Annotated in this window: 27 protein-coding genes; 16 read left to right on the forward strand and 11 right to left on the reverse strand. The window is 64.8% G+C overall.

Annotated elements, in window-relative coordinates:
* Positions 1 to 5: 5 nt before the first annotated feature.
* Entirely contained in the window at positions 6 to 827 is an 822-nt protein-coding gene (locus ACYVG8_RS13280; protein WP_051528988.1) for an SPOR domain-containing protein, read from the reverse strand.
* Between the two features lie 271 nt (positions 828 to 1,098).
* On the opposite strand from ACYVG8_RS13280, the gene ndk reads away from it, so the two are divergent.
* From ndk to ACYVG8_RS13350, 14 genes are all read left to right on the forward strand, one after another.
* Complete coding sequence (gene ndk, locus ACYVG8_RS13285; protein WP_028499959.1) at positions 1,099 to 1,524, forward strand: nucleoside-diphosphate kinase; 426 nt, start codon at positions 1,099 to 1,101, stop codon at positions 1,522 to 1,524.
* Between the two features lie 56 nt (positions 1,525 to 1,580).
* Positions 1,581 to 2,669, forward strand: a complete 1,089-nt coding sequence (gene rlmN, locus ACYVG8_RS13290) for a dual-specificity RNA methyltransferase RlmN (RefSeq protein WP_028499960.1) — start codon at positions 1,581 to 1,583, stop codon at positions 2,667 to 2,669.
* A gap of 145 nt (positions 2,670 to 2,814) precedes the next feature.
* Positions 2,815 to 3,732, forward strand: a complete 918-nt coding sequence (locus ACYVG8_RS13295; RefSeq protein ID WP_028499961.1) for a helix-turn-helix domain-containing protein — start codon at positions 2,815 to 2,817, stop codon at positions 3,730 to 3,732.
* A 3-nt stretch (positions 3,733 to 3,735) separates the two neighbouring features.
* On the forward strand, positions 3,736 to 5,007 hold the full coding sequence (gene ispG, locus ACYVG8_RS13300) for a flavodoxin-dependent (E)-4-hydroxy-3-methylbut-2-enyl-diphosphate synthase (RefSeq protein WP_199489871.1): 1,272 nt from the start codon (positions 3,736 to 3,738) through the stop codon (positions 5,005 to 5,007).
* A gap of 142 nt (positions 5,008 to 5,149) precedes the next feature.
* Positions 5,150 to 6,421: a histidine--tRNA ligase gene (hisS, locus tag ACYVG8_RS13305; protein WP_460746012.1), complete on the forward strand. Its 1,272-nt coding sequence runs from the start codon at positions 5,150 to 5,152 to the stop codon at positions 6,419 to 6,421.
* Between the two features lie 9 nt (positions 6,422 to 6,430).
* Positions 6,431 to 7,060 carry a YfgM family protein gene (locus ACYVG8_RS13310; RefSeq protein ID WP_028499964.1) on the forward strand — a complete coding sequence of 210 codons (630 nt, stop codon included), beginning with the start codon at positions 6,431 to 6,433 and terminating at the stop codon, positions 7,058 to 7,060.
* 4 nt (positions 7,061 to 7,064) lie between these two features.
* Positions 7,065 to 8,201 (forward strand): outer membrane protein assembly factor BamB, encoded by a 1,137-nt coding sequence (gene bamB, locus ACYVG8_RS13315; protein WP_159075918.1) that lies wholly within the window; start codon positions 7,065 to 7,067, stop codon positions 8,199 to 8,201.
* A gap of 5 nt (positions 8,202 to 8,206) precedes the next feature.
* The gene (gene der / locus ACYVG8_RS13320) at positions 8,207 to 9,586 is read left to right on the forward strand and encodes a ribosome biogenesis GTPase Der (RefSeq protein WP_028499966.1); all 1,380 of its coding nucleotides are present in this window, start codon (positions 8,207 to 8,209) and stop codon (positions 9,584 to 9,586) included.
* 85 nt (positions 9,587 to 9,671) lie between these two features.
* Positions 9,672 to 9,932 (forward strand): RNA chaperone Hfq, encoded by a 261-nt coding sequence (hfq, locus tag ACYVG8_RS13325; protein WP_028499967.1) that lies wholly within the window; start codon positions 9,672 to 9,674, stop codon positions 9,930 to 9,932.
* Positions 9,933 to 10,076: 144 nt separating this feature from the next.
* Entirely contained in the window at positions 10,077 to 11,174 is a 1,098-nt protein-coding gene (hflX, locus tag ACYVG8_RS13330; RefSeq protein WP_036386497.1) for a ribosome rescue GTPase HflX, read from the forward strand.
* A 38-nt stretch (positions 11,175 to 11,212) separates the two neighbouring features.
* Entirely contained in the window at positions 11,213 to 12,451 is a 1,239-nt protein-coding gene (hflK, locus tag ACYVG8_RS13335; RefSeq protein ID WP_028499968.1) for an FtsH protease activity modulator HflK, read from the forward strand.
* 3 nt (positions 12,452 to 12,454) lie between these two features.
* Positions 12,455 to 13,342 carry a protease modulator HflC gene (hflC, locus tag ACYVG8_RS13340; protein ID WP_028499969.1) on the forward strand — a complete coding sequence of 296 codons (888 nt, stop codon included), beginning with the start codon at positions 12,455 to 12,457 and terminating at the stop codon, positions 13,340 to 13,342.
* A gap of 70 nt (positions 13,343 to 13,412) precedes the next feature.
* A complete protein-coding gene (locus ACYVG8_RS13345) occupies positions 13,413 to 14,570 on the forward strand; it encodes an ATP phosphoribosyltransferase regulatory subunit (RefSeq protein WP_028499970.1) in 1,158 nt (385 codons plus the stop codon).
* A gap of 25 nt (positions 14,571 to 14,595) precedes the next feature.
* The gene (locus ACYVG8_RS13350) at positions 14,596 to 15,891 is read left to right on the forward strand and encodes an adenylosuccinate synthase (protein ID WP_028499971.1); all 1,296 of its coding nucleotides are present in this window, start codon (positions 14,596 to 14,598) and stop codon (positions 15,889 to 15,891) included.
* A 120-nt stretch (positions 15,892 to 16,011) separates the two neighbouring features.
* On the opposite strand, the gene ACYVG8_RS13355 is transcribed toward ACYVG8_RS13350, so the two are convergent.
* The 8 genes from ACYVG8_RS13355 to minC form a co-directional block, all read right to left on the reverse strand.
* Positions 16,012 to 16,269, reverse strand: coding sequence for a hypothetical protein (locus ACYVG8_RS13355; protein ID WP_460746014.1), 258 nt, complete (start codon positions 16,267 to 16,269; stop codon positions 16,012 to 16,014).
* Positions 16,270 to 16,349: 80 nt separating this feature from the next.
* Complete coding sequence (gene murB / locus ACYVG8_RS13360; protein ID WP_112692866.1) at positions 16,350 to 17,372, reverse strand: UDP-N-acetylmuramate dehydrogenase; 1,023 nt, start codon at positions 17,370 to 17,372, stop codon at positions 16,350 to 16,352.
* Positions 17,369 to 18,787 carry an MATE family efflux transporter gene (locus ACYVG8_RS13365; RefSeq protein WP_460746016.1) on the reverse strand — a complete coding sequence of 473 codons (1,419 nt, stop codon included), beginning with the start codon at positions 18,785 to 18,787 and terminating at the stop codon, positions 17,369 to 17,371. The genes murB and ACYVG8_RS13365 overlap by 4 nt, the downstream gene beginning before the upstream one ends.
* 110 nt (positions 18,788 to 18,897) lie before the next feature.
* Positions 18,898 to 19,206, reverse strand: coding sequence for a hypothetical protein (locus ACYVG8_RS13370; protein WP_028499973.1), 309 nt, complete (start codon positions 19,204 to 19,206; stop codon positions 18,898 to 18,900).
* Between the two features lie 230 nt (positions 19,207 to 19,436).
* Complete coding sequence (locus ACYVG8_RS13375; RefSeq protein ID WP_281660449.1) at positions 19,437 to 20,357, reverse strand: LysR substrate-binding domain-containing protein; 921 nt, start codon at positions 20,355 to 20,357, stop codon at positions 19,437 to 19,439.
* On the reverse strand, positions 20,354 to 20,626 hold the full coding sequence (gene minE / locus ACYVG8_RS13380; RefSeq protein WP_028499975.1) for a cell division topological specificity factor MinE: 273 nt from the start codon (positions 20,624 to 20,626) through the stop codon (positions 20,354 to 20,356). The genes ACYVG8_RS13375 and minE overlap by 4 nt, the downstream gene beginning before the upstream one ends.
* Positions 20,627 to 20,630: 4 nt before the next feature.
* Positions 20,631 to 21,443 (reverse strand): septum site-determining protein MinD, encoded by an 813-nt coding sequence (gene minD, locus ACYVG8_RS13385; RefSeq protein WP_028499976.1) that lies wholly within the window; start codon positions 21,441 to 21,443, stop codon positions 20,631 to 20,633.
* A gap of 45 nt (positions 21,444 to 21,488) precedes the next feature.
* Positions 21,489 to 22,208 (reverse strand): septum site-determining protein MinC, encoded by a 720-nt coding sequence (minC, locus tag ACYVG8_RS13390; protein ID WP_036386500.1) that lies wholly within the window; start codon positions 22,206 to 22,208, stop codon positions 21,489 to 21,491.
* A gap of 229 nt (positions 22,209 to 22,437) precedes the next feature.
* Here minC and ACYVG8_RS13395 point away from each other — a divergent pair, with 229 nt between their 5' ends.
* Positions 22,438 to 23,013 (forward strand): phasin family protein, encoded by a 576-nt coding sequence (locus ACYVG8_RS13395; protein WP_028499978.1) that lies wholly within the window; start codon positions 22,438 to 22,440, stop codon positions 23,011 to 23,013.
* A 96-nt stretch (positions 23,014 to 23,109) separates the two neighbouring features.
* Here ACYVG8_RS13395 and ACYVG8_RS13400 read toward each other — a convergent pair whose 3' ends face one another.
* Positions 23,110 to 23,745, reverse strand: a complete 636-nt coding sequence (locus ACYVG8_RS13400) for a histidine phosphatase family protein (RefSeq protein WP_028499979.1) — start codon at positions 23,743 to 23,745, stop codon at positions 23,110 to 23,112.
* A gap of 121 nt (positions 23,746 to 23,866) precedes the next feature.
* Between ACYVG8_RS13400 and ACYVG8_RS13405 the strand changes: the two genes are divergently transcribed.
* Positions 23,867 to 25,333, forward strand: a complete 1,467-nt coding sequence (locus tag ACYVG8_RS13405; RefSeq protein ID WP_460746018.1) for an exonuclease domain-containing protein — start codon at positions 23,867 to 23,869, stop codon at positions 25,331 to 25,333.
* Here the strand turns inward: ACYVG8_RS13405 and ACYVG8_RS13410 are convergent.
* The gene (locus ACYVG8_RS13410; protein ID WP_276324998.1) at positions 25,261 to 25,599 is read right to left on the reverse strand and encodes a putative zinc-binding protein; all 339 of its coding nucleotides are present in this window, start codon (positions 25,597 to 25,599) and stop codon (positions 25,261 to 25,263) included. The genes ACYVG8_RS13405 and ACYVG8_RS13410 overlap by 73 nt on opposite strands.
* Positions 25,600 to 25,651: the final 52 nt, after the last annotated feature.

Genomic DNA, 25,651 nt, shown 5'->3' on the forward strand with positions numbered 1-25,651 from the left:
TGCTGCTACAGCTTGCCATTCGGTGCCAGCAGCGGGGTCAGGCCCATGGCCTTCAGCTGCGTCATTGCCTCGTCCGCCTCGGCACGGGTCGTGAACGGGCCGACGCTGACCCGGGTTTCCGACTGGGCGGCGATCCCGGACTTCTTCAGGCGCTGGACCAGTGCCGTCGCATTGTCGAGATTGCTGAACAGGCCGAGCTGGATACGGTAACCGACCGAGCTGCCGTCCGGACGTGCGGCCTCGGTCGGCGGCGCGGTACGGTACGGTACCGGCGTCGGCGCCGCGGCCGCGGCAGGAGCGGGTTTGGCCGTGGCTGCCGGTTTCTGCGCGGGCGCACTCTTTGCGACCGGCGCTTCGGTTTCCCTGGCGGCGGCTTTCGCGGGCGGTGTTGCGCTGTCTCTGGTTGCTGCTTTCGGTGCCGGTGCGGCCGGCTTCTCGGTCGCCTTGCTGGCGGCGGGGTGCGCGGCGCTGGCGGCCGGTGCTGCCGCCGGTGCGGCCTTGGGCTGGGCCGGCGTCACCGGTTCGGCCGGCGCATGGGCCGGTGCCTCGGTGGCCGGTGCCGTCGGCTCGGCTGCCGCTTCGGCTGCCGGGGCGGGCTCGGCCGGCTTCTCCGTCGCGCTGTCCGGTGCCGTTTCCACCGCCGCCGGATGTGGCGGCGTGATGATACCTTCGCTCTTTGCTGCTGGCGCGCCGCCCGGCGGCGCGACGGGGCGGGTCACGCTGTTGTAGACCGGCCAGGCGATCAGCGCCGTTGTGACGATGCCCGCCGCGATCAGCAGCGACTTGCGGGAGACGGTGGGGGTCGGTTTCTCGGTGGGTTCGGTCATAGTCCGGTCATGCGGGTGAAGCGGGCGGCCCGCCGGCGTCGGCGGGAGTCTGGGCGGGCAGGGTACAAAACCGGCCCGCAGGGCAGGTGTGCCGCCGGATCATTGTCCATTGGCCGGCCCGCAGACTCCCGGGTTGGAAACAGTTGTCTGTCGTTCGTCAGCCACGGCGGTGCGAATCGCGACGCCGGAGCCGCAACACTGCTAGAATATCGGGTTCATCGAAGGCATGTGCCTTCCAATTTATACCGAATTCATGTCGAGGAGACTTTGTATGGCAATCGAACGTACCCTGTCAATTGTAAAGCCTGACGCTGTGGGCAAGAACGTGATCGGCAAGATCTACGATCGTTTCGAGTCGGCTGGCCTGAAGGTTGTCGCCGCCAAGATGAAGCATCTGTCCCGCAGCGAAGCCGAAGGCTTCTACGCCGTGCACAAGGAACGTCCGTTCTTCAACGACCTGGTCCAGTTCATGATCTCCGGCCCGGTGATGATCCAGGCGCTGGAAGGCGAGAACGCCGTGCTGAAGAACCGTGACCTGATGGGCGCCACCGACCCGAAAAAGGCCGACAAGGGCACCATCCGCGCCGACTTCGCCGACTCGATCGACGCCAACGCCGTCCACGGTTCGGACAGCGCTGAAAACGCCGCGATCGAAATCGCCTACTTCTTCGCCGCTTCGGAAGTCTACTCGCGCTGATCGCGCCTGCCGCGCCGGGACGGTGTCCCGCGCGGCTTCTCACCTCGTGTTGTGCCATGAAGACCAATCTGCTCGATTTCACCCTCCCGCAACTCACCGACCATTTCGCCGCCATGGGCGAAAAGCCTTTTCGCGCCAGACAGGTGATGCGCTGGATGCACCAGATGGGCGAAAACGATTTCGGCGCCATGACCGATCTCGCCAAGAGCCTGCGCGCCAAGCTTGAACAGTCGGCCTGCGTGACCGTGCCCAGCCTGATGGCCGAGCAGCAGTCCACCGACGGCACGCGCAAGTGGCTGCTGGATGTCGGTACCGGCAACGGGGTGGAAACCGTCTTCATTCCCGAGAACGAGCGCGGCACGCTGTGCGTGTCGAGCCAGGTCGGCTGTGCGCTGGAATGCACGTTCTGCTCGACCGGGCGCCAGGGCTTCAACCGCAATCTCACCACTGCCGAGATCATCGGCCAGCTGTGGTGGGCAAACAAATCCCTGGGGGTGACGCAGAAGAACGAACGCGTCATCTCCAATGTCGTGATGATGGGCATGGGCGAACCGCTCGCCAATTACGACAATGTGGTCGCCGCGCTGCAGATCATGCTCGACGACCATGGTTACGGGCTGTCGCGCCGCCGCGTCACCGTGTCGACGTCCGGGATGGTCCCGGTCATGGACCGTCTGCGCGAGGACTGTCCGGTCGCGCTGGCCGTCAGCCTGCACGCGCCGAACGACGCCATCCGCGACGAGATCGTGCCGATCAACCGGAAATATCCGCTGCGCGAACTGCTGGCAGCCTGTCAACGCTACCTCGAGCGCGCACCGCGCGATTTCGTCACCTTTGAATATGTGATGCTTGACGGGGTGAACGACAGACCGGAACATGCCCGGCAACTGGTGGCCCTCGTCCGCGACGTGCCATGCAAATTCAACCTGATCCCGTTCAACCCGTTCCCCAACTCGGGGTACGAGCGATCGAGCAACAATGCGGTGCGCGCGTTCCGCGACATTCTGGTGGATGCCGGCCATGTCACCACGATCCGCAAAACGCGCGGCGACGATATCGATGCCGCCTGCGGGCAACTGGCCGGACAGGTTCAGGACAAGACAAAACGCAAGATTCGCTGGCTGACGGAGAATGGCGGTTCATGACCCGTTGCCGTCGATCTTCCCGTTGGCGCGAACGCACAGGTGCGATGTGTGGGGACACCAGTGAAGAAGTCGGTAAATTTTGGAACTCAAGTGCCGTCGTCCCGACCCGGACCCGGCTCAACAGTACAACGAGCGGAATCCCCAGATGACCAGTGACATCCCCCGCGAAACGGCCGCACCGATGCAATCGGCCGGCGTCATGCTGTCCAACGAGCGGATCAAGCGCGGCATTTCCATCCAGGAAGTGGCCGACCAGATCAAGCTGTCGAAGCGACAGATCGAAGCCATCGAGGCGGACAATTACGACAAATTGCCAGGACCGACCTTCGCGCGAGGCTTTGTGCGCAACTACGCACGTTTCCTGGAGATGGATGCCGCACCGCTGCTGGCCTGGCTGGACGGCCATCTGCCGAGCACGGCAGTCGCCGCAACGCCGGTCCCCGAACAGCAGACCGCCTCAGAACCGGTTGCGCCGCGTCCGGCACGGTCGGGCGGCAATGGCGGCCGGGTCGTCAAGAGCGTACTGCTGCTGGCCCTGCTCGGCATTGCCGGTTATATCGGCTATGGCGCCCTGGTCAACTACACTGCTCCGGCTGCCCCGGTGGCGGACATGGCGCAGCCGGAAGCCGGTGCGCTGGTGACCGATGCCGAAACGCCGCCGGCCGACGAGGTGCCTGAAGCGGCGCCCGCGACGACCGAAACGCCGGCGCCGGACACGTCGACGGCACCCGCTCCGGGTACCGATACCGCCGCACCGACCACTCCGTCGGCCGACACGGCCACCGCGCCGGCACCGACTGCGGCTGCGGCAGAAACGCCGGCCGCAACCGGCGCCGTCCGCATTCTGGCCAAGACCGACAGCTGGGTGTCGGTGCTGGATGCCGATGGCAACAAGCTGCTGTACGAAAAGGTTTCCGCTGGTGCCGAGAAGACCGTGACCGGCAAGCCGCCGTACCGGGTCGTGATCGGCAATGCCCAGCAGGCCGAACTGTACTTCAACGGCAAGAAGGTCGACCTGGCCGACAAGATCCGTGGCAGCACGGCAAAACTGACTCTCGAGTAAGCCATGATCGATACCGGCAGTCCCATCCCCCGGCGCGTGTCCAGACAGGCGCGCGTAGGCCATGTACTGGTCGGCGGGGACGCGCCCGTCATCGTGCAGTCGATGACCAATACCGATACCGCCGATGCCGCCGGCACGGCGGCCCAGGTCGCCGAACTGGCCGAGGCCGGCTCCGAGATCGTCCGCATCACGGTGAATTCGCCGGAAGCGGCGGCACGGGTGGCGGAAATCCGTCAGCGCCTCGACGACATGGGCTGCAACGTGCCGCTGGTGGGGGATTTCCATTTCAATGGCGATCGCCTGCTGCGCGACTATCCCGACTGCGCCCGGGCGCTGGCCAAGTTCCGCATCAACCCGGGCAACGTCGGCCGGGGTGCCAAGGGCGACGAGAAATTCTCGTTCATGATCCGGCTGGCGGCCGAACTGGACAAACCGGTACGGATCGGCGTGAACTGGGGCAGCCTCGACCAGGCGCTCGCCAACCGGCTGATGGATGAAAACAGCCGCCGGCCGCAGCCGCTGCCGGCCGAGGCGGTCATGCGCGAGGCGCTGATCGTGTCCGCGCTGGAAAACGCCGCCAGGGCCGTGGAACTGGGGCTGGATCCGGACCAGATCATCCTGTCGTGCAAGGTCAGCCATGTGCAGGACCTGATTGCGGTTTACCGCGATCTGGGCCGCCGCTGCGACTACGCGCTGCACCTCGGGCTGACCGAGGCCGGCATGGGATCGAAGGGCATCGTCGCGTCGACCGCGGCGCTGGCCGTACTGCTGCAGGAAGGCATCGGCGATACCATCCGCGTCTCGCTGACGCCGCAACCGGGCGAGTCGCGTACCCGGGAAATCATCGTCGCCCAGGAAATCCTGCAGACGATGGGCCTGCGTTCGTTCACGCCGCTGGTGACTGCCTGCCCGGGCTGTGGTCGCACCACCAGCACGGTGTTCCAGGAGCTGGCCGACCAGATCCAGACCTATCTGCGCGAACAGATGCCGATCTGGCGGCTGCAGTATCCCGGCGTTGAAATGATGAATGTCGCGGTCATGGGCTGCGTGGTGAACGGTCCGGGCGAAAGCAAGCTGGCGGACATCGGCATCTCGCTGCCCGGCACCGGCGAAGTCCCGGTCGCGCCGGTCTATGTGGACGGCGAAAAGACGGTGACCCTGAAGGGCGACAATATTGCCGACGCCTTCCAGGACATCGTCGACGACTATGTGAAAACCCGATACGGGGAGGGCGGCAGCAAGCGTCGTCGCACGATTGCGCTGAAACCGGTCTGATGACGCGCAAGAGCGTGGAATAATCTATGCTCTTGCCTGTCCGCCGACGGGCCGCAGCATCGGGAATACCCGTGCTGCGGCCCGCTGTATTGTTCCGTACCCCATGGCAAAACCGAATCAAGACTCTCGAACAGAACTGAAGATGGCAGAAAAAATACAGGCGATTCGCGGCATGAATGATGTGTTGCCGGGCGAATCCCAGCAGTGGGAATATTTTGAGGGCGTGCTGCGCACCCTGCTGACCGATTACGGTTATCAGAACATCCGCACCCCGATCGTCGAGAACACGCCGCTGTTCGTGCGCTCGATCGGCGAAGTGACCGACATCGTCGAGAAGGAAATGTACACCTTCACCGACAGCCTGAACGGGGACAGCCTGACGCTGCGCCCGGAAGGCACGGCCGGCACGCTGCGCGCGGTGGTCGAACACAACCTGCTGTACAACGCCACGCAGCGGCTGTGGTACATGGGCCCGATGTATCGTCACGAACGGCCGCAGAAAGGCCGTTACCGGCAGTTCCACCAGGTCGGCATCGAGGCGCTCGGCTTTGCTGGCCCCGATATCGATGCCGAAATCATCATGATGACGGCGGACCTGTGGCAGCGGCTGGGTATCAGCGACTACGTGCGGCTTGAAATCAATACGCTGGGCAATGCCGACGAGCGCGCGCGCCACCGCGAAGCGCTGATCCGCTATCTGGAACAGTTCGTCGACATCCTCGACGAGGACGGCAAGCGCCGGCTGTACACCAATCCGCTGCGCGTGCTCGACACCAAGAACCCGGCGCTGCAGGTGATGGCCGATGGCGCGCCGCGCCTGATCGACTACCTTGGCGACGCATCACGCGCGCACTACGACGGCTGGAAGGCGATGATCGCCGGCATCGGCGTCGACTTCGTGGAAAACCCGCGTCTGGTGCGCGGTCTCGATTACTACAACCAGTCGGTGTTCGAGTGGGTGACCACCGAACTCGGCGCCCAGGGCACGGTCTGCGCCGGCGGGCGCTACGACGGGCTGACCGAACAGCTGGGCGGCAAGCCGGCGCCGGGCATCGGCTTCGGCATGGGCATGGAACGCGTGCTGCTGCTGCTGGCCGACAAGGGACTGCTGCCTGCCAGCAGCGGCACCGATATCTACCTGGTCAGCCAGGGCGACGGTGCGCCGCTGTACGCGATGCAGCTGGCCAAGGCGCTGCGCGCTGCCGGCTACGCGGTCATCCAGCACATGGGTGAGGGCAGCTTCAAGTCGCAAATGAAAAAAGCCGACCAGAGTGGCGCGCGTTACGCCGTCATCGTCGGCGAAAACGAACTGGCCAACGACCAGGCCGTGCTCAAGCCGCTGCGCGATGGCGGCGAGCAGGAGACGCTCGGCCGGCACGAACTTGTGGCAAAGCTTGCCGCGCTGAAATCTTAAGGGGAACTCATGGCTTTCGACTTGCAGGAACAGGAGCAGATAGACGACATCAAGGCGTTCTGGCGCCAGTGGGGTCGCTGGATCTGCACCGGGGTGGTCGTCGCTGCGGTGGCGTATCTCGGCTACAAGGGCTGGGGCTATTACCAGCGCCATGTCGCCACCGAGGCCGCCGTGCTGTATGCACCGGTGGACGAAGCCGTCCGCAGCAATGACACCGGCAAGCTGGTGGCCAGCGCCAAGGCGCTACAGGATGCCTACCCGTCGTCCGGCTACGCCGCGCGTGCCAGCCTGCTGGCGGCCCGGGTCGCTTTCGACCACGGTGACGTCAAGACGGCCGAACAGGCGCTGGGCTGGGTGACTGCCAATGCAAAAGAAGCAGCGCTGGTGGCCGTGGCCCGCCTGCGCCTTGCCTCGCTGAAGCTCGATGCGAACCAGGCTGACGCCGCGCTGGCCGAACTGGCCAAGCCGGTCGACGTCGCCTTCGCCGCGCAGCAACTCGAACTCAAGGGCGACGCGCTGTCGGTCAAGGGCGATCGCAAGGGCGCACATGCGGCCTATCTGGAGTCCCTGGCCAAGATGTCGCCGGAAGCGCCGCGCGCAGAACTGGTCCAAGTCAAAATCGATTCACTGGGTGGCTGATAACATGAATAAACCCTTCCCGATGAAGTTGTCCGCCGTTGCGCTGCTTGCTGCGCTGGCCCTGTCCGGCTGCTCGCTGTTTTCCGGCAGCGACAATACGCCCGAGCCGACGCCGCTGAAGCCGCTGAAGCCACTGGTCGACCTGAAGGTCGGCTGGAAAAACAGCGTCGGCGATGCCGGCGGCTACGTGTTCGAACCGGCTTTCGACGGTGAGCGCGTGTACACCGCAGGCAATAACGGCCGCGTGCAGATCATCGATCCGGCCACCGGCCGCGAGATCGGCGGCTTCGATACCAAGGTCCGGCTGTCGGCCGGTGTCGGTGTGCGTGATGGCCGGGTGTTTGCCGTCAGCGAGCGCGGCGAACTGCTGGCCTTCACCACACAGGGCGAATCGCGCTGGAAGGCGACGCTGACCAGCCAGGCGCTGGAAGCGCCGCAGACCGACGGCAAGACGGTCGTGGTCCGTACCGGTGACGGCAACGTGACGGCGTTCGACTTTGCCAGCGGCCAGCAACTGTGGCTGTACCAGCGCCAGCAACCGGCGCTGTCGGTGCGTTCGACCGGTGCCATGCAACTGCTCGGCTCCGACGTCGTGCTGCTGGGCCTGCCCGGCGGCGTGCTGACGGTACTGGGTCTGGCCGATGGCCGCGCGATGTGGGAAGCCAACGTCGCCACGCCGAAGGGCGCGACCGAACTCGACCGGATGGTCGACGTCGCCAGTCGCCCGGTGTTCGACCGTGGCCAGGTGTGCGCAGTCGCCTTCCAGGGCCGCCTGAGCTGCTTCGACGCGCGTACCGCGACGCCGATGTGGTCGCGTGAAGTGTCGTCGAGCAAGGGCATTGCCCTGGACGCCGCCAATATCTACGTGACCGCCGACGACGGTTCGGTGCAGGCGTTCGACCGTACCGACGGCCGCAGCGTCTGGCGCCAGGATGGCTTCAAATACCGCAAGGTGGAGGCACCGGCCCTGCTGGGCCGCTTCGTCGTCGTGACCGACGGCGAAGGCATTGCCCACCTGCTTTCCAATGAATCGGGCGACGAGCTCGGCCGTGCGTCGATCGGCGCATCCGGCCAGCCGGTCGCCGCGGGACCGAACCTGCTGGTGCAGGGCCTCGGCCGAATCGCCCAACTGGGACTGTAAATTAAGTGAAACCGACTGTAGTGCTTGTCGGCCGGCCCAATGTCGGCAAATCGACGCTGTTCAACCGGCTGACCAAAACCCGCGACGCGCTGGTGGCGGACCTGCCCGGCCTGACCCGTGACCGTCACTATGGCCACGGGCGGGTCGGTGACAAGCCGTATCTCGTGGTCGACACCGGGGGCTTCGAGCCGGTGGTCGACAGCGGCATCATGCATGAGATGGCGCGCCAGACCCTGCAGGCCGTGGATGAAGCGGACGCGGTGGTGTTCCTGGTCGATGCCCGCTCCGGGCTGACGCCGCAGGACAAGATCATCGCCAACCAGCTTCGCCAGGGCAGCCGGCCGGTCTACCTGGTGGTCAACAAGGCCGAAGGCATGAGCCGGGCCATGGTGGTGGCCGAATTCTACGAGCTGGGTCTTGGCGAGCCGTGGAGCATTTCCGGCGCCCATGGCGAAGGCGTGCGCGAACTGATGGACGAGGTGCTGGAGCCGTTTGCCGACGAGGCACCGGCAGAAGACCCGCGCCATCCGAAGTTCGCCATCATCGGCCGGCCGAACGTCGGCAAGTCGACGCTGGTCAACGCCATCCTCGGTGAAGAACGGGTGATTGCCTTCGACCATCCGGGGACTACCCGTGACTCGATCTACATCGATTTCGAGCGCGAAGGGAAGCCGTACACCATCATCGATACCGCCGGCGTGCGCCGTCGCGCCAAGGTGAACGAGGCAATCGAGAAATTCTCGGTGGTGAAGACGCTGCAGGCGATCGAAGACGCCAACGTCGCCGTGCTGGTGCTCGACGCCAGCCTCGACGTGTCGGACCAGGATGCGACGCTGGCCGGTTTTGCCCTCGAAGCCGGCCGGGCGCTGGTGGTCGCGGTCAACAAGTGGGACGACTGTGGCGAAGACCAGAAGCTGCGCATCAAGCACAGCATCGCCCGCAAGCTGCATTTCCTTGAATTTGCCAAATATCACTATATTTCGGCACTGAAGGGGCAGGGCGTCGGCGAGCTGTTCAAGTCCATCGACCAGGCGTACACGGCCGCAATGTGCAAGCTGGCGACGCCGAAGCTGACCCGCGCGCTGCAAGTGGCGCTGGAACGCCAGTCACCGCCGATGATCGGCCTGACCCGGCCGAAACTGCGTTATGCCCACCAGGGCGGCATGAATCCGCCGATCGTGGTGATACACGGCAATGCGCTTGATAAGTTGCCGGACAGCTATACCCGTTATCTTGAACACAGTTTCCGCCGTATCTTCAAGCTTGAGGGTACGCCGTTGCGTGTGCAGTATAAATCGACCGACAACCCCTATACCGAACGGGCGGCACCGCCGAAACCGACCAAGGGCAAGCCGAAACCGGTACGATACGGCAAGAAAAAATAGTGGCATCCCGGCGTTTTTCCGCTTAGAAAAATAGAACGCTATCCCGAGCGAATTACAAAACCTTAAGTAAAATCGGAGATCAAAAATGAGCACCAAAGGGCAAATGCTACAAGACCCGTTTCTGAACGTGCTGCGTAAAGAGCACGTGCCGGTGTCCATCTATCTTGTGAACGGCATCAAGCTGCAAGGGCAGATCGAGTCGTTCGATCAATATGTCGTGCTGCTGAAAAACACGGTGACCCAGATGGTGTACAAGCATGCCATCTCGACCGTGGTGCCCGCACGTCCGGTCTCCATTCCGCACGAGCATCACACCCCGGCCGGCGCTGCCCCGCAGGACGCCTGACCGGCGACGGCGCGGGGAAGGCGGGGGTAGCCGGCAATGGACCGGTGCCCGTCAACGAGCCGCTTCCCCCGTCTGCCTTTTGTCCGACCGGCCGGCGATTGCCGGCCGTCTGCATTTTGTCATAGCTGAAAGCGATCCCTATTCGTGTTAGACCGTCCTGATTTTGGTGATACCGCAGTAGTTGTGTGTCTGAATTTTGGCGAGCCGGATTTTGCCGAAGGCGTCGAGGAATGCGTCGAGCTGGTCAAGGGGGCCGGTGTCGATGTGCGCGACGTGGTAATCGGCAAGCGACAGCGACCGGATGCGGCCCTGTTTGCCGGCAAGGGCAAGGTCGAGGAAATCGGCATGGCGCTGAAGGCGCACGACGCCAATGTGGTGATCTTCAATCATGCACTGTCCCCGGCACAGCAGCGCAACCTGGAACGCTTGCTGGAATGCCGCGTGGTCGACCGAACCAGCCTGATCCTGGACATCTTCGCCCAGCGCGCACGCAGCCACGAAGGCAAGCTGCAGGTCGAACTGGCCCAGCTCAACCACCTGGCGACCCGCCTGGTGCGCGGCTGGACCCACCTGGAACGGCAAAAGGGCGGCATCGGCCTGCGCGGGCCGGGTGAAACCCAGCTCGAAACCGACCGCCGTCTGATCGGCATACGGGTCAAGCTGCTGAAAGACCGCCTGGCGCGGGTCGAACGGCAGCGGAACGTGCAGCGGCGCGGCCGCGAGCGCGGCGGCGTGTTCAGCGTTTCCATCGTCGGCTATACCAATGCCGGCAAGTCGACGCTGTTCAATTCGCTGACCAAGGCGCGCGCCTATGCGGCCGACCAGCTGTTCGCGACACTGGATACCACCAGCCGTCGGCTCTACCTTAACGAGCAGCTAAGTGTAGTGTTGTCTGATACGGTGGGCTTCATCCGCGATCTGCCCCATTCGCTAGTTGCTGCGTTCAAGGCCACGCTGGAAGAGACGGTCAGAGCCGATCTCCTGCTGCATGTGGTCGACAGCGCCAGCGATACCCGTGACATGCAGATCGCCGAAGTCAACAAAGTGCTGAAGGAAATCGACGCCGATGGCGTACCTCAGCTCCTGGTCTGGAACAAGTGCGATCTGAAGGGATTGCCGGCCGACATCGAGCGGGACGAACAAGGGCGTATCATTGCCGTTCGCGTCTCCGCGCTTACCGGCGAAGGCCTGGAGCTGTTGCGGGCTGCGCTTGTCGAATGCGCAAGCGCCCCCACATACTGACAGCGTATTCAAACATCAAGAACCCGGACCCCGATCCCATGGCACAAAACGACCCGCAACGGGGCGGAGGTCGGCGCGGCAATGACGGGCCGCCCGATCTCGACGAGCTTTTCCGCAACCTCAACAACAAGCTGTCCCGCATACTGGGCGGCAAGGGAGGTGGCGACGACAACGGCGGCCCCTCGGCGCCGCGCTCCCCGCGTGGCGCGATGAAGGGTGGCGTGCTGGCCCTTGGCGGCGTGCTGGTGGCGCTGTGGCTGGCCAGCGGCTTCTACGTGGTCGACGCGCGTGAGGAAGGGGTGGTCCTTCAGCTGGGTCGCTTCAACCGCATCACCGATTCCGGCCTGCAGTGGCATCTGCCGTATCCGTTCGAGAAAGTCGAGATCGTCACCCTGACCGAAGTGCGTTCGGTCGAGATCGGCTATCGCGGCAACGCCAAGAATCGCGTGCTCGAAGAATCGCTGATGCTGACGGAAGACCAGAACATCATCGACGTGCAGCTGTCGGTCCAGTACGACGTCAAGGACCCGCGCGCCTTCCTGTTCAACAACGTGTTCACCGACAAGGACGGCAAGGATGTCGTCAAGATGGTGACCGAGAGCGCGATCCGCGAAGTGGTCGGCAAGAACAAGGTCGACTTCGTGCTGAACGAGGGCCGGGGGCAGATTGCCGCCGAAACGCAGCAGGTGATCCAGGCGATGCTTGACCGCTATGGCACCGGCATCCGGGTGGCCAAGGTCAACATCAACGACGTGCAGCCGCCGGAGCAGGTGCAGGCCGCGTTCGAGGACGCCGTCAAGGCGGGCCAGGACAAGGAAAAACTGCGCAACGAAGGCCAGGCATACGCGAACGACGTCATTCCGAAGGCGCGGGGTCTTGCCACCCGCCTGCTGGAAGAGTCGCAGGGCTACAAGCAGCGCGTGATCTCCAACGCCGAGGGTGAGGCTGCGCGCTTCAAGTCGGTGCTGGGCGAATACCAGAAGGCGCCGGCGGTGACGCGCGAACGCATTTACTACGACACCATGCAGAAGGTCATGCAGGACACCACCAAGGTCATCGTCGACCAGAAGGGTGGCCAGAACCTGCTGTACCTGCCGCTGGACAAGCTGATGCAGATGACCAACCCGCAAGCGCCGGCCGCCGCCGGCAACCGGCCGCAGGCCGCCGGTACCCCGTCGGCCGAGGCCGAAGCGGTACCGCAGGCAAACGAAGGGGCGAACGGCCGCAATTTCAGCCGCGACGTGCGTCGCGGTCGTAACCAGGAAGGGGGGCAATAAGCGATGGACAGACTCATTCCTGGTGTTATCGCCGTCCTCGCCGCGTTGCTGCTGCTGAGCATGTCGCTGTTCATCGTCGACCAGCGCCAGTATGCGATGGTGTTCCAGTTCGGCGAAGTCATGCGTGTCGTGAAGGAGCCGGGCATCCAGTTCAAGGTGCCGCTGCTGCAGAACGTCCGCTACTTCGACCGCCGCATCCAGACCATCGACTCGGACACGCCGGAGCTGTTCAACACCCGCGAGAAGAAGAACGTGCTGGTGGACAGCTTCGTCAAATGGCGCGTGACCAACGTCGAGCAGTTCTACAAGTCGGTGGGCGGCAACGAGAGCGCGGCCGTGGCCCGTCTGCGCCAGACCATCAACGACGGACTGCGCGCCGAGTTCGGCCAGAAGACCGTTGCCGACGTGATTTCCGGCCAGCGTGACCGGGTGATGGAGATCGTGCGCAAGCGCGCCGACGTCGATGCCCGCAAGATTGGTGTGGAAATTCTGGATGTCCGCTTAAAGCGCGTCGATTTTCCGGATAAAATCTCCCAGTCGGTCTACGATCGCATGCAGTCCGAGCGTCGCACGGTGGCAAGCCAGCTGCGAAGCGAGGGGGCAGCGGATGCTGAACGCATCCGGGCGGACGCTGACCGTCAGCGCGAAGTCATCCTGGCTGATGCCTACCGGCAGGCCCAGGTGGCGAAGGGCGAAGGGGATGCGCGTGCGTCCGCGATTTATGCCGACGCGTACGGCAAGAATCCTGAATTCTATTCGTTCTACCGCAGCATGGATGCCTACAAGCAGTCGTTCAAGTCCAAGGGCGACGTGATGGTGCTGGAACCGAATTCGGCCTTCTTCAAGTACATGAAGGATCCGAAGGCTTCGGCTGGCGGCGCGAAGAAGTAATTCGAGCGACGCCGGTTCGGGTCGGCAAGGCGGGGGGATCGTCCCCCGCCTTTTAACGTGTAAAAAACTAATGCATACCTGGCTGCTTCCTGAATACATCGCCGACATCCTGCCCGCTACTGCGCGGCAGGTGGAGTCGGCCAAGGCGCGGATGCTGGAGCTGTACCGGACCTACGGTTACGAGCTCGTCAGTCCTCCGCTGATCGAATACACGGAGGCGCTGCTGACCCATGCCGACCCGGCACTGGACATGCGGACCTTCAAGCTCGACGACCAGCTGACCGGGCGCCAGCTCGGCCTGCGCGCCGACATCACGCCGCAGGTGGCGCGCATCGACGCTCATCTGCTGGCGCATCGCGACGGCGCGACCCGGCTGTGCTACGCCGGCAGCATCGTGCATACCCGCCCGACCGGTCTGACCCGCTCGCGCGAACCGCTGCAACTCGGTGCCGAGCTGTACGGCTGTTACGGGCTGGCGGCCGACCTGGAAGTCATCGACCTGATGCTGTCGTCGCTGGCGCAGGTCGGCGTGAACGATGTCACGCTGGATCTGGGTCATCTTGGTCTGTACCGGGCACTGGTGCGCGAGGCGCAGCTCGACGGTGATTTCGAGCACGAGCTGTTCTCGGCCATCCAGAGCAAGGACACGTCCACGGTCGCGGCGCTGACCGTCGACGTGCACGAGCCGTTCCGCTCCGCCTTCCGTCACCTGACCGAACTGTACGGGCCGGATGCAGTCAGACGGGCACGCACTTCGCTGCCGGGACTCCCGGCGATCCGTGCGGCACTGGATGACCTGGAACGCGTTGCTGCCGCCTTTGCCGGCCGGGCCCGGGTCACATTCGACCTGACCGAACTGCGCGGTACGCATTACCATACCGGGTTGATGTTCGCCGCCTATGCCGAAGGCTGGGCGGAAGAACTGGCCCGTGGCGGTCGTTACGACAATGTCGGCCGCCGTTTCGGCCGGGCTCGCCCGGCCACCGGTTTCAGTCTGGACCTGCGCGACCTGATCCGCATCCTGCCGCAGCAGAATCCGTCCAAGGGCATCCGCCTGGCGGCGGACGACCTGCCGCAACTGGCCGAAGAAGCTGCGCGTTTGCGCAAGGCAGGCGAGGTGGTCGTCATCGACTACCTGCACGAATCCGCAGAGGCGCTGCATTGCGACCGTGCCCTGACGCTGATCGACGGCGTGGCACAGCTTGTGCCGCTGCCTTCCACCCATTGATGAATTTGAGTTTCGAGAGGTAACTATGGCCAAGAACGTCGTCGTGATCGGCACCCAATGGGGTGACGAAGGCAAGGGAAAAATCGTCGACTGGCTGACGGACCACGCTGAAGGCGTGGTGCGCTTCCAGGGCGGCCACAATGCCGGCCACACGCTGGTCATCAATGGCAAGAAGACCATTCTGCGCCTGATCCCGTCCGGCATCCTGCATGCAGGCCGCAACTGCTTTATCGGCAACGGCGTCGTGCTGTCGCCGGAAGCGCTGCTGAAGGAAATCGACGAACTGCAGGCCGCCGGCATCGATGTCGCCAGCCGGCTGAAGATCTCCGAATCCTGCCCGCTGATCCTGCCGTACCACATTGCGCTTGACCAGGCGCGTGAAGCCGCCAAGGGCGAGAACAAGATCGGCACCACCGGTCGCGGCATCGGCCCGGCCTACGAGGACAAGATCGCGCGTCGCGCGATCCGCGTGCAGGACCTGTTCCACCCGGAACGTTTTGCCGCCAAGCTCGGCGAAAACCTGGCTTACTACAACTTCCTGCTGAAGGAATACTTCAAGACCGAGCCGGTCGACTTCCAGAAGACCCTGGACGACACCATGGCCTACGCCGAGCGCATCAAGCCGATGGTGGCCGACGTGTCGCGCACGCTGTACGAAATGAACAAGGCCGGCAAGCCGATCCTGTTCGAAGGCGCACAGGGCACGCTGCTGGACATCGACCACGGCACCTATCCGTTCGTGACCTCGTCGAACTGCGTGGCCGGTGCGGCCTCGCCGGGCGCCGGTGTGGCGCCGCAGATGCTCAATTACGTGCTGGGCATCGTCAAGGCTTACACCACCCGCGTCGGTTCCGGCCCGTTCCCGACCGAGCAGTGCAATGATGTTGGCGCCTTCCTGGCCAAGCGTGGCAACGAGTTCGGTTCGGTCACCGGCCGTCCGCGCCGCTGCGGCTGGTTCGATGCCGCGCTGCTGAAGCGCTCGATCCAGATCAACGGCGTATCCGGCCTGTGCGTGACCAAGCTCGACGTGATGGACGGCATGGACGAAATCCTGCTGTGCGTCGGCTATCGCAAGGACGGCGTCGAATACGACATCCTGCCGTTCGGCTCGGAAAACGTGGCCGGCTGCGAGCCGATCTACGAAACCATCCCCGGCTGGACCGACTCGACCTTCGGCGTCAAGCGCTTCGAGGACCTGCCGGCCAATGCACGCGCTTACCTGAAGCGCATCGAGGAAATCTGCGAAGCCCCGATCGACATCATCTCGACCGGTCCGGACCGCGCGGAAACCATCGTGCTGCGTCACCCGTTCGGCGCGTAAGCACCGCCGGGACATGCAGAACGCCGCCTGAAAAGGCGGCGTTCTGCGTTGTGATGTTCACTGTGGCGAGGCACTGCAGCAGGCCCGATCGACAGGCGATAGCCGCTGCGGGGAGGCCTGCTACGAGCCGGTGCGGGGTCGCCGTGTCGCCTGCGCGTACAACAGCTCGCCGGCCAGGCTGGCGCCGTTCGGCCAGACCACGCGGTCGTTGTCGACGCGTGCCGCGCGGAACAGGGCCGTATCGACCAGCGCGGCAAAACGTTCATCGTGCGGGCCGTCGATCCGGTCCAGCCACACCGTCGCGCTGACCCCGTCCGCAAAACCGACAATCAGCCGCTTGCCGGTCAGGGGGAGCACTTTGGTGAGCTTGGCTGTCATGGGCGGTGTCCCTGTGGATTGCGACTGGAATAGTCTGAATTGTATCCGCATCTGGCTTGCCGCACAGCGGCGGCAAGGCACTAAAGAATGATTGGCTCCGGTTCTATTTCTACATCATAGCGATCGCGAACGGTCTGCTGCACATGGCGGGCCAGCGCCAGTACCTCCTCGCCACTGGCTCCGCCGCGATTGACCAGCACCAGGGCCTGGCGGTCATGGACCGCCGCCTGGCCCCGGACCAGCCCCTTCAGGCCGGCATGATCGATCAGCCAGCCGGCGGCCAGCTTGACCAGACCGGCACTGTGCGGATAGCTGACCAGGCCCGGATGGGCGGCATGCAGCCGGTCCGCCGTGGCCTGCGTCACCACCGGGTTCTTGAAGAAGCTGCCGGCATTGCCCAGCCGCGCCGGATCGGGCAGCTTGGCGGCGCGGATGCGGCACACCGCATCCGACACATCCAGCGGCGTTGGCGTCACGATGCCGGCGGCGTCCAGTTCACGGGAAATGTCGCCATAGCCGGTGCGGGGCGAGGCATGCCGGTTGAGACGGAAATGCACGGCGGTAATGATCAGCCGGTCCTTCCACTCGCGCTTGAACACGCTGTCGCGATAGCCGAAACGGCAGCCGGCATGGTCGAAATGGTGCAGGGTGCCGGTGGCAATCTCCACCGCATCGACCTGCACGATCCGTTCGCCCGCTTCGGTGCCATAGGCGCCGATGTTCTGCACCGGGCTGGCACCGACCGTGCCGGGAATCAGGCTCAGGTTTTCCAGCCCGAACCAGCCGCGGGCCAGCGCGGAACGGACAAAGTCATGCCAGATTTCGCCGGCGGCGACACGGACCTGCACTGTGTCCGGCTGATCGTCGATGACGGCAATGCCCTTCAGCTCGATGCGGGCGACCGTGCCGGGAAAGTCGCGGGTGAACAGCACATTGCTGCCGCCGCCGAGCACCAGCCTCGGTCCGTGGCGAAAGGCGTCGTCGTCCAGCAGTGCGGCCAGCGCGGCCTCGTCGCTGACATGGACCAGGCGCCGGGCCTGGGCCGGCACGCCGAAGGTAGTGAACGGAGCCAGCGCGACGTCGTGCTGCGCGAGGAGGGTCATGCGGAAACCTTTTGCAAATGTCCGGGGGCGGGAAGGGCATCATGGCTGACGCGGGCCAGCATCCAGCTCAGCAGGATGGCAGCCAGGGTCAGGCTGATGGTCAGGGCCAGCCAGAAGCCGTGCGCGCCCATCGGCCGCTCCAGCCCGAGCACGATGCCATGGCCGAGGCCGAGCCAGGCCCCGCCGGCCAGCCCGACGCCCCAGAAGGCGACCAGGTGGACCGCCATCGGCCGTGCCGTAACCTTGTAGCCGCGCAGCGCGCCGGCTGCCGCCGTCTGCGCGGCGTCGGACAGCTGGAATACCGCGGCGAACAGCAGCAGCGAGGCCGCCAGTGCGACCACGCGCGCATCGTTGCTGTACATGGCGGCGATCGGTTCGCGCAGCAGCAGGACGCACAGCGATGTCGCACAGGCACAGAGCAGCGCCACCACCATGCCGACGCCGCTGCGGAAACGTGCCGCCTGCGGGTCCTGATGGCCCAGTGCCTGGCCGACACGGACCGTCAGCGCAGTCGCCAGGCTTTGCGGAATCATGTAGATCAGGCTGGAGAAGTTGATCACCACCTGGTGGCCGGATACGGTGACCGCACCCAGCTTGGCAATGGCCAGCGCGACGAAGGTGAAGGCGCTGACTTCCAGAAAATACGAGAACGCCACCGGTGCCCCGATACGCAGCAACTGGCGTTGCTGGGCCGGGTCCGGGCGCTCGAAGCGCTGCCACAGCCGATATGGCCGGTAGGCGGCCGCCAGCCGGGTATGGATGGCCAGCGCGATGAAGCTGAACCAGAATACCGCCCCGGTGGCCCAGCCACAGCCGGCACCGCCGAGTTCCGGAAAGCCGAACAGGCCGTGGATCAGGATGTAGTTGAGCGGGATGTTCAGCGCCAGCGCACACAGGCTGACGATCATGATCGGCTTGGTGCGGTTGACGCTGGACGAGTAGGCATGCAGTGCGCGGTACAGCAGCACGCCCGGCACGCCGAGACCGGCACCGGTCAGAAAACCGTTGACCTTGTCAGTGACGGCCGCGTCGAGTCCGAGGTGGGCGCCGAGGAACGGCTGCACGCCAAACAGGATGGCCATGCCGAACAGGCCGAGTGCGAGTGCGAGCCAGATGCCCTGGCGCACCGACGGGCCGATTTTTTCCGGTGCCCGGGCACCGATATGGTGGGCGACGACCGGATTCAGCGCGACCATCACCCCGGACAGGGTGATGAACACGGTGATCAGGATGCTGGAACCGATCGAGACGGCGGCGAGATCGTTGGCGCTGACCTGGCCGGCCATGACCGTGTCGACGAAGCCGGTCGCGACCTGTGCCATCTGCGCGATCATCATCGGTACTGCCAGCCGGGTTAGCGCGGACGCTTCCGCCCGCGCCTCGTGACGACGGGAGAACAGCGTGGCAATGCGCATTCCGGGGGCCGTATCAGAAAGAGGACAGAACGCGAAGTATATCGCACTCGGCCAGGGCTGCGCCGGCGCCACGGCGGGCGCCGGTGTCCTTGCCGGTCAGGGCGCCGGGCTCAGCCCGGTACGCGGATGGGGGTGGGGGCGTTCATCTCGCCGCTGACCACGAAGCGGTCGCCGAAGCGTGCATTGAGGCGCAGCGCGTCGTCGAGGCGGACGGCAAGAATGGTCAGGCAGGCGGGTTGCTGGCGGTTGACGCGATAGCCGAGAGAAAGGGCGAGGTCCGCGATCGTCAGGACGTCCTGCGGCGTGGCATTGGCCAGCGGGCGGCAACAGAGGTCGCCGCACAGGGCCGAGCGGGTCGGGGCTGTCGGGGAAGGGGAATGGCCGAACTCAATGGCGGCGTCGGTCTGGCAATCGTACATGGCATGTCTCCGACGACACAGCGCACCCGGTGCGACCCGGGGGACGCTTTAGCGGAATTTGAATGCGCCCCGCAAGTTGTCGTTAAATCGGCGCGGTAAAAACGGAACCGTCATCAAGCGCAGGCGGTTCCCCCTGGAAAATGCATAACGGCATGCCGTTTGCGAAAGTTATTTTCTGCGCGTCAAGCCCGGACGTCAATAACCTTGACTGACTTCAACTGTACCGCTGGTCAGTCACCGATCATGGTGACGCTTTCCAGCCCGCTGCTGCGCACCGCGTCGGCCAGGGCGTGGATGGCGCCCATGCGCGGGAAGTGCTTGCGGGTGGCGACCACGACCCGGCGCGTCGGCGCCTGGCCGGCGAACGGCAGGATACAGAGCAGCTCGTTGTCGGCGGCGCTGACCGAGGTGGCCGGCAGCACGGTGACGCCGACGCCGCTGGCGACCATGTGGCGGATGGTGGTCAGCGAACTGCCGGACAGGGCCTGTGACAGCGGGTGGCCGCCGGGAACCGGCTCGGCATGGCGGTCGCACACTTCAACCACCTGATCGCGGAAGCAGTTGCCCTGCGTCAGCAGCAGCACGGCCTCGTTGGCCAGCTCGTGCGGCTGGATCGCATCGCGGTCGGCCCACGGGTGGTCCTTCGGCGTGGCGATGACGAAAGGTTCGTCGTACAGCGGCAGCGTGACAATGTTCGGTTCATCGAACGGCTCGGCGACGATGGCGGCGTCGATCTCGCCGCTTTTCAGCATGTCGGCCAGCCGCGACGTGTAGTTCTCTTCCAGGTACAGCGGCATGTCGGGGGCGACGTGGCGCAGTGCCGGAATCAGCTTAGGCAGCAGATACGGGCCGATGGTGAAGATGATGCCGAGCTTCAGCGGCCCGACCAGCTCGTTCTGCCGCTCGCCGGCGATGCGCTTGACCACGGCGGCCTGTTCGAGCACGACCTGGGCCTGCTCGACCACCTGGCGGCCGATATCGGTCACGCTGATGTCGGAGCCGCGCTCGAACAGCGTCACGCCCAGTTCGTCTTCCAGCTTCTTGACCGCGATGGACAGGGTCGGCTGGCTGACGAAGCAGGCGGCCGCTGCACGGCCGAAATGGCGCTCGCGGGCGACGGCGACGATGTACTTGAGCTCGGTCAGGGTCATGCCGCTGGCCGTTGCGGCTCGTTCAGCACGATGTTCACTTCCAGCACGTCCAGGTTGTCCTGGCGTTCGAGCTGGACCTTGATGTCCTCCTGCGACACCTGCACGTACTTGGAGATGACGGCCATCAGTTCGGCCTGCAGCGCCGGCAGGTAGTCCGGCTTGTCGGTGCCGCGACCGCTGCGCTCGTGGGCAAGGATGATCTGCAGTCGCTCGCGCGCGATGGCCGCGGTTTTCTGGCGCTTGCCGAACAGGCGTTCAATCAGTGTCATGGGTTCAGCCTCCGAACAGGCGTTTCAGGAGACCGACCTTCGGTGCGTCCAGGAAACGGATGGGTTTGTCGGCGCCGAGGAAACGGTCGACCACGTCCTTGTAGGCTTCCGAGACATCGGTGCCGGACAGGTGGATGGACGGCGTGCCCTGGTTCGATGCCTGCAGGACCGCCTGCGACTCGGGAATGACGCCGATCAGCGGAATGCGCAGGATTTCCTTCACGTCATCGACCGACAGCATTTCGCCGCGCTCGACGCGCGCCGGCGTGTAGCGGGTGATCAGCAGGTGTTCCTTGACCGGTTCGCGGTTTTCGATTGCGCGACGGGACTTGGCGGCCAGAATGCCGAGGATGCGGTCGGAGTCGCGCACCGACGACACTTCCGGATTGGTGGTGATGATCGCTTCGTCGGCGAAGTGCAGCGCCATCAGCGCGCCGCGCTCGATGCCGGCCGGCGAATCGCAGACGATGTATTCGAAACCGTCGGCGGCCAGGTCGTTCAGGACCTTTTCCACGCCTTCCTCGGTCAGCGCATCCTTGTCGCGCGTCTGTGACGCCGGCAGGATGTACAGGTTGTCGCAGTGCTTGTCCTTGATCAGCGCCTGATTCAGCGACACTTCGCCGTTGACGACATTGATCAGGTCATAGACGACGCGGCGTTCGCAACCCATGATCAGGTCGAGATTGCGCAGGCCGACGTCGAAGTCGATGACGGCCGTCTTGTGCCCCTTGAGGGCAAGGCCGCTTGCAAAGCTTGCGCTGGTAGTGGTCTTGCCGACGCCGCCCTTGCCGGACGTGATGACGATGATTTTGGCCACGTATTTCCCCTGTCGATGATATCGGGCGATATTCGGCGCCTGCAATCAGGCGGCCAATGGCTGCATGACCAGTTTGTCTGCGTCCAGGAATATCTGAGTGGGTTTGCCGGCGATGGAGGCCGGCAACGCTTGTTCGATGGTGCGGTAGATGCCGGCGATGGACAGGAGTTCCGCTTCCATTGCCTGCACGAAGATGCGCGCGGCAATATTGCCGCGGGCACCGGCCAGTGCCTTGCCGCGCAGTGGCGCATAAATATGGATGTCGCCGTCGGCGATCACTTCCGCGCCGGCACTGACCATGGCCAGTACCACCAGGTTGCCGCCTTTCGCGTAGATCTGCTGGCCGGCACGGACCGGCCGGTCGATGATCAGCGTCGACGGCGGCGCACTGGGTGCGGCGGCGGCCGGTGCTTCTGCCTGGGCCGGTGGCTGGGGGTGCGGCTCGTCGTCGCTGTCCGAACCGGAAAAGGCGATCAGGCCGGCCTGGGCCAGCGCGCCGCGCAGTCCCGATGGTGCACCGCGCACACCGATTGCCTTCAGGCCATAGCGGGCATACAGGCTGACCAGTTCGTCGTAGCGAATGGCGTTTGCACCGTCGGCGGGAAGGTCGAACACGACCGGTTCGCCGTCGAACGGCGAGCCGTTGGCGAAGCGGGTGCTGAGGTCAAGTTCCAGCTCGTCGAGGCGGGGGCTTTTCAGCCGGACCGCCAGCAGGTTCAAACGGGCGGATTTTATGTCGAATGCGTGCGCTGGATTGGCGTTCATGATGCGTCGATGGCGACGGACAAAAGCTTTTGAATGGCGCGAGTTTACCTGCTGTTCGACGTGTTTTCCACGGAACCGTCAAGATGCCGTCATTCGTCATTGTGCAGTGCACAAAAAAAGTTTGACAAGCGGGCCGGTCTTGCATAAATTCACGGTGTTGCTGCAGTGCACCATAAGGCGCTGGCAGCGGAAGAAGAAGTTCAAACCAATGCCGGAAGGAAGATACACCATGTTCAATCAAACCGAACGCCTGCAAGACCTGCAAAAAAACCAACTGGATCGCGCACTGCGCCTGTCCTCGATCGTGCTGGCCAGCGCCGAGCGCTTCGCCGCCCTGCAACTCGAACTGTCGAAGAAGCTGCTGGCTGAACAGGCTTCGACCGCCAAGACCCTGGCTTCCGCCAAGGACCCGAAGGCGCTGGCCGAAGTGCAGGCCACCCTGGCCCAGCCGGGTATCGAACAGGTTTTCGGCGCCGCCCGCAGCGTGTACGACGCCGCCGTGGAAACCCAGAACGAAGTGCAAAGCTTCATTGAAGAACAGATTCTGGACTTCAACAAGCTGGTTTGCGCCTCGCTGGACAATATCTCGAAGAACGCCCCGGCCGGTTCCGATGCTGCCGTGAATATCGCCAAGAACGCGATCACCAGCGCCACCGCCGCCTACGACAGCCTGTCGCGCACCGCCAAGAAGGTGTCGAGCGAGCTGGCCGAAGCCGGTGTCGAAGCCGCTACCTCGTCGGCCAAGGCTGCTTCCGCTGCCGTCAACCGCGCCGGCAAGAAGGCCTCGGGCAGCGCTGCCGCCTGAGTCTGAAGTCAAAACCCCGCCGCCAGTGCAGTGGGGTTGATGGACAGCAAGAACCGCCGTGAGCTTTTCTCACGGCGGTTTTTTATCGTCTGCCGCTCAGAGAATCTCGTCGCGCGCCTGCTCGAGGTGCGGGCGCTCGGCCCAGCCGAGCAGCCGCCAGCCGCCCGGGTGGCGTTCGATGCGGTAGATGGCGGCGTTCGGGATCGGGAAGTCGCGCGGCAGGGCCAGCGGGGTGGAGGTAGCCAGCCGGTAGATGACTTCCAGCACGCCGCCGTGGGTCACCAGCAGCAGCGACTGGCCGTGGTGCTGGCTGGCCAGCGTTTCCAGCCGGGTGTGGATGCGGGCGGCGAAGTCGGCCAGCGATTCGCCGCCGGGTGGCACCCAGTCCAGCGCACGGCCGCGATAGCGCTGCCACAGTTCGGGGTGCTCGTGTTCGGCATCGGCCGGGCGCAGGCCCTGCAGCGCGCCAAAGTGGCGCTCGCGCAGTGCCGGGTCGGGGGTGACCGGCAGCGCCAGCCGTTCGGCCAGCGGTGCCGCCGTGTCCAGTGCGCGGCCGAGATCGCTGGAGTACAGCGCGTCAAACGCTTCGTCGCCCAGTGCGGCGGCGGTCAGCTGCGCCTGGGCGCGGCCGGTGTCGTTGAGGGGGATGTCCAGGTGCCCCTGCAGGCGATGGTCGACATTCCATGCCGTCTCGCCGTGGCGCACAAAAGTCAGTCTGGTTGAATTCAGCATGGGGGAATGGTAGCAAGCCGTGGCGTCGCTGTCGGTTAGAATAGCGATCCATTACTTCATTCCGGCGGACTCTCCGCTCGCTGCGCGTTCGCTTTTTTCCGAATCCATCCGTCTGTTCCCCGTGCTAGATCGTCCCTTAGTCATTGTCGACCTCGAAACCACCGGCGGCCACATCACCCGTGACCGGATCACCGAAATCGGCCTGATCGCCGTCGACGGCGAGCGGGTGGAACGCTGGTCGTCGCTGGTCAATCCCGGCCAGCCCATTCCGCCGTTCATCGAGCAGATCACCGGCATCTCCGACCGCATGGTGGCCGATGCGCCGCCGTTCGCCGCCCTGGCGGACGAGGTACTCGAACGCCTGTCCGGTCGCCTGTTCATCGCGCACAACGCCCGTTTCGACTACGGCTTCCTGAAAAATGAATTCAGGCGGGTCGGTCTGCGCTTTCATGCCGACCAGCTGTGCACGGTCAAGCTGTCGCGTGCGCTGTACCCGCAGCATTTCAAGCACAACCTCGACAGCCTGATCGCCCGTTTCGGCATCGATGTGCCACCCGGCATGCGTCACCGTGCGCTGGGCGATGCCGAGGCGGTGCGGGTGTTCCTCGAGGCGGCCGGGCGCGAGCTTGGCCGCGACGTGGTGCTGGCCGCCACGCATGCCCAGGCCCTGTCGCCGGACCTGCCGCCCGGCATCGATCCCGATGTGGCCGATGTCTTGCCGGACGTGCCTGGTGCCTACCTGTTCCACGCCGACGATGACACGCTGCTGTATGTCGGCAAGAGTGCGAACCTGCGCAGCGGGGTGCTGGCGCATTTTGCCGCGTCTCGCGGCAAGGGGCGGATGCCGCGCTTCAACCGGCCGGTGGCCCGTATCGACTGGCACGAAGCGGTTGGCGAATTTGGCGCGCAATTGCTGCAGATCCGGCTGATCCGGCAGCGGGCACCGCTGCACAATGTGCATCACGCCGGCGGGCTGGTGTCGTTCCGGCTCGATACGGTCGATGGCGGTTTTCTGCGACCGGTGCCGGTCAGCAGCGATGACGTGGATTTTTCCCGGACCGAATCGCTGTACGGGGTGTTCCGTTCTTCCCGTGAAGCCAGTCGGGCACTGGTGCAGCTGGCCGATGCCTATCAGCTGTGTCAGGCACGGCTTGGCCTGGAGACGCTGCGCGCCGGCCGGCCGTGCGGGGGATACGGACAGGGGCGCTGCAAGGGCACCTGCCTCGGCCGCGAGCCGGCACTGCACTACAACGCCCGCCTGCTGAAGGCGCTGGGCAAGCTGAAGCTGAAAAGCTGGCCGTATCCGGGGGCGATCGACGTGATCGAGGCCGATCCGGTCAGTGGCGACAGCATCGCGCACCGTTTCGACCACTGGCGCCTGCTCGGCAGCTTCCGCCCGGGCGAGGCCGTACCGGTACTGGCCGCGCCTTTCGATGCCGAAATCTACAAGCTGCTGCTGGCGCTGTTCCGCAAGGCGCCGGCGGAGACGCGGATCGTTGCGGTGGAGGAGACGGCTCAGTCGTCGCCGGTCGTGCCCGGTGGCGGGGCCGCTGTCAGTGCGACCGCTTCATCGACCAGACGCGGATAGAGACGGTCCGCTTCGGCCGGGTCGAAGTCATGATGTTTGCGCTTGACCACGCCGAAGTCAGACAGTGTCAGGTGGCGGTCGGCGCTGACGCCAGCCTGTGACAGGCAGCCGCTGACGCAGTGCAGCGGACAGCCATCCAGTGCCAGGATCGTCCGGCCGGAGCGGGCGATGCGCAGCAGGGTGGGAACATTGCCGCCGACGCCGGCGATGCACGACATCTCGGCCAGACCATCGCGGGTCAGGCGCAGGGCGAAGTGATTGGCCATTTGCGCTGCGCTGGAGCAGCCGGAACAGGCGTAAACCAATGGGGGTCGGGGT

The sequence above is a fragment of the Microvirgula curvata genome, from assembly GCF_054781615.1.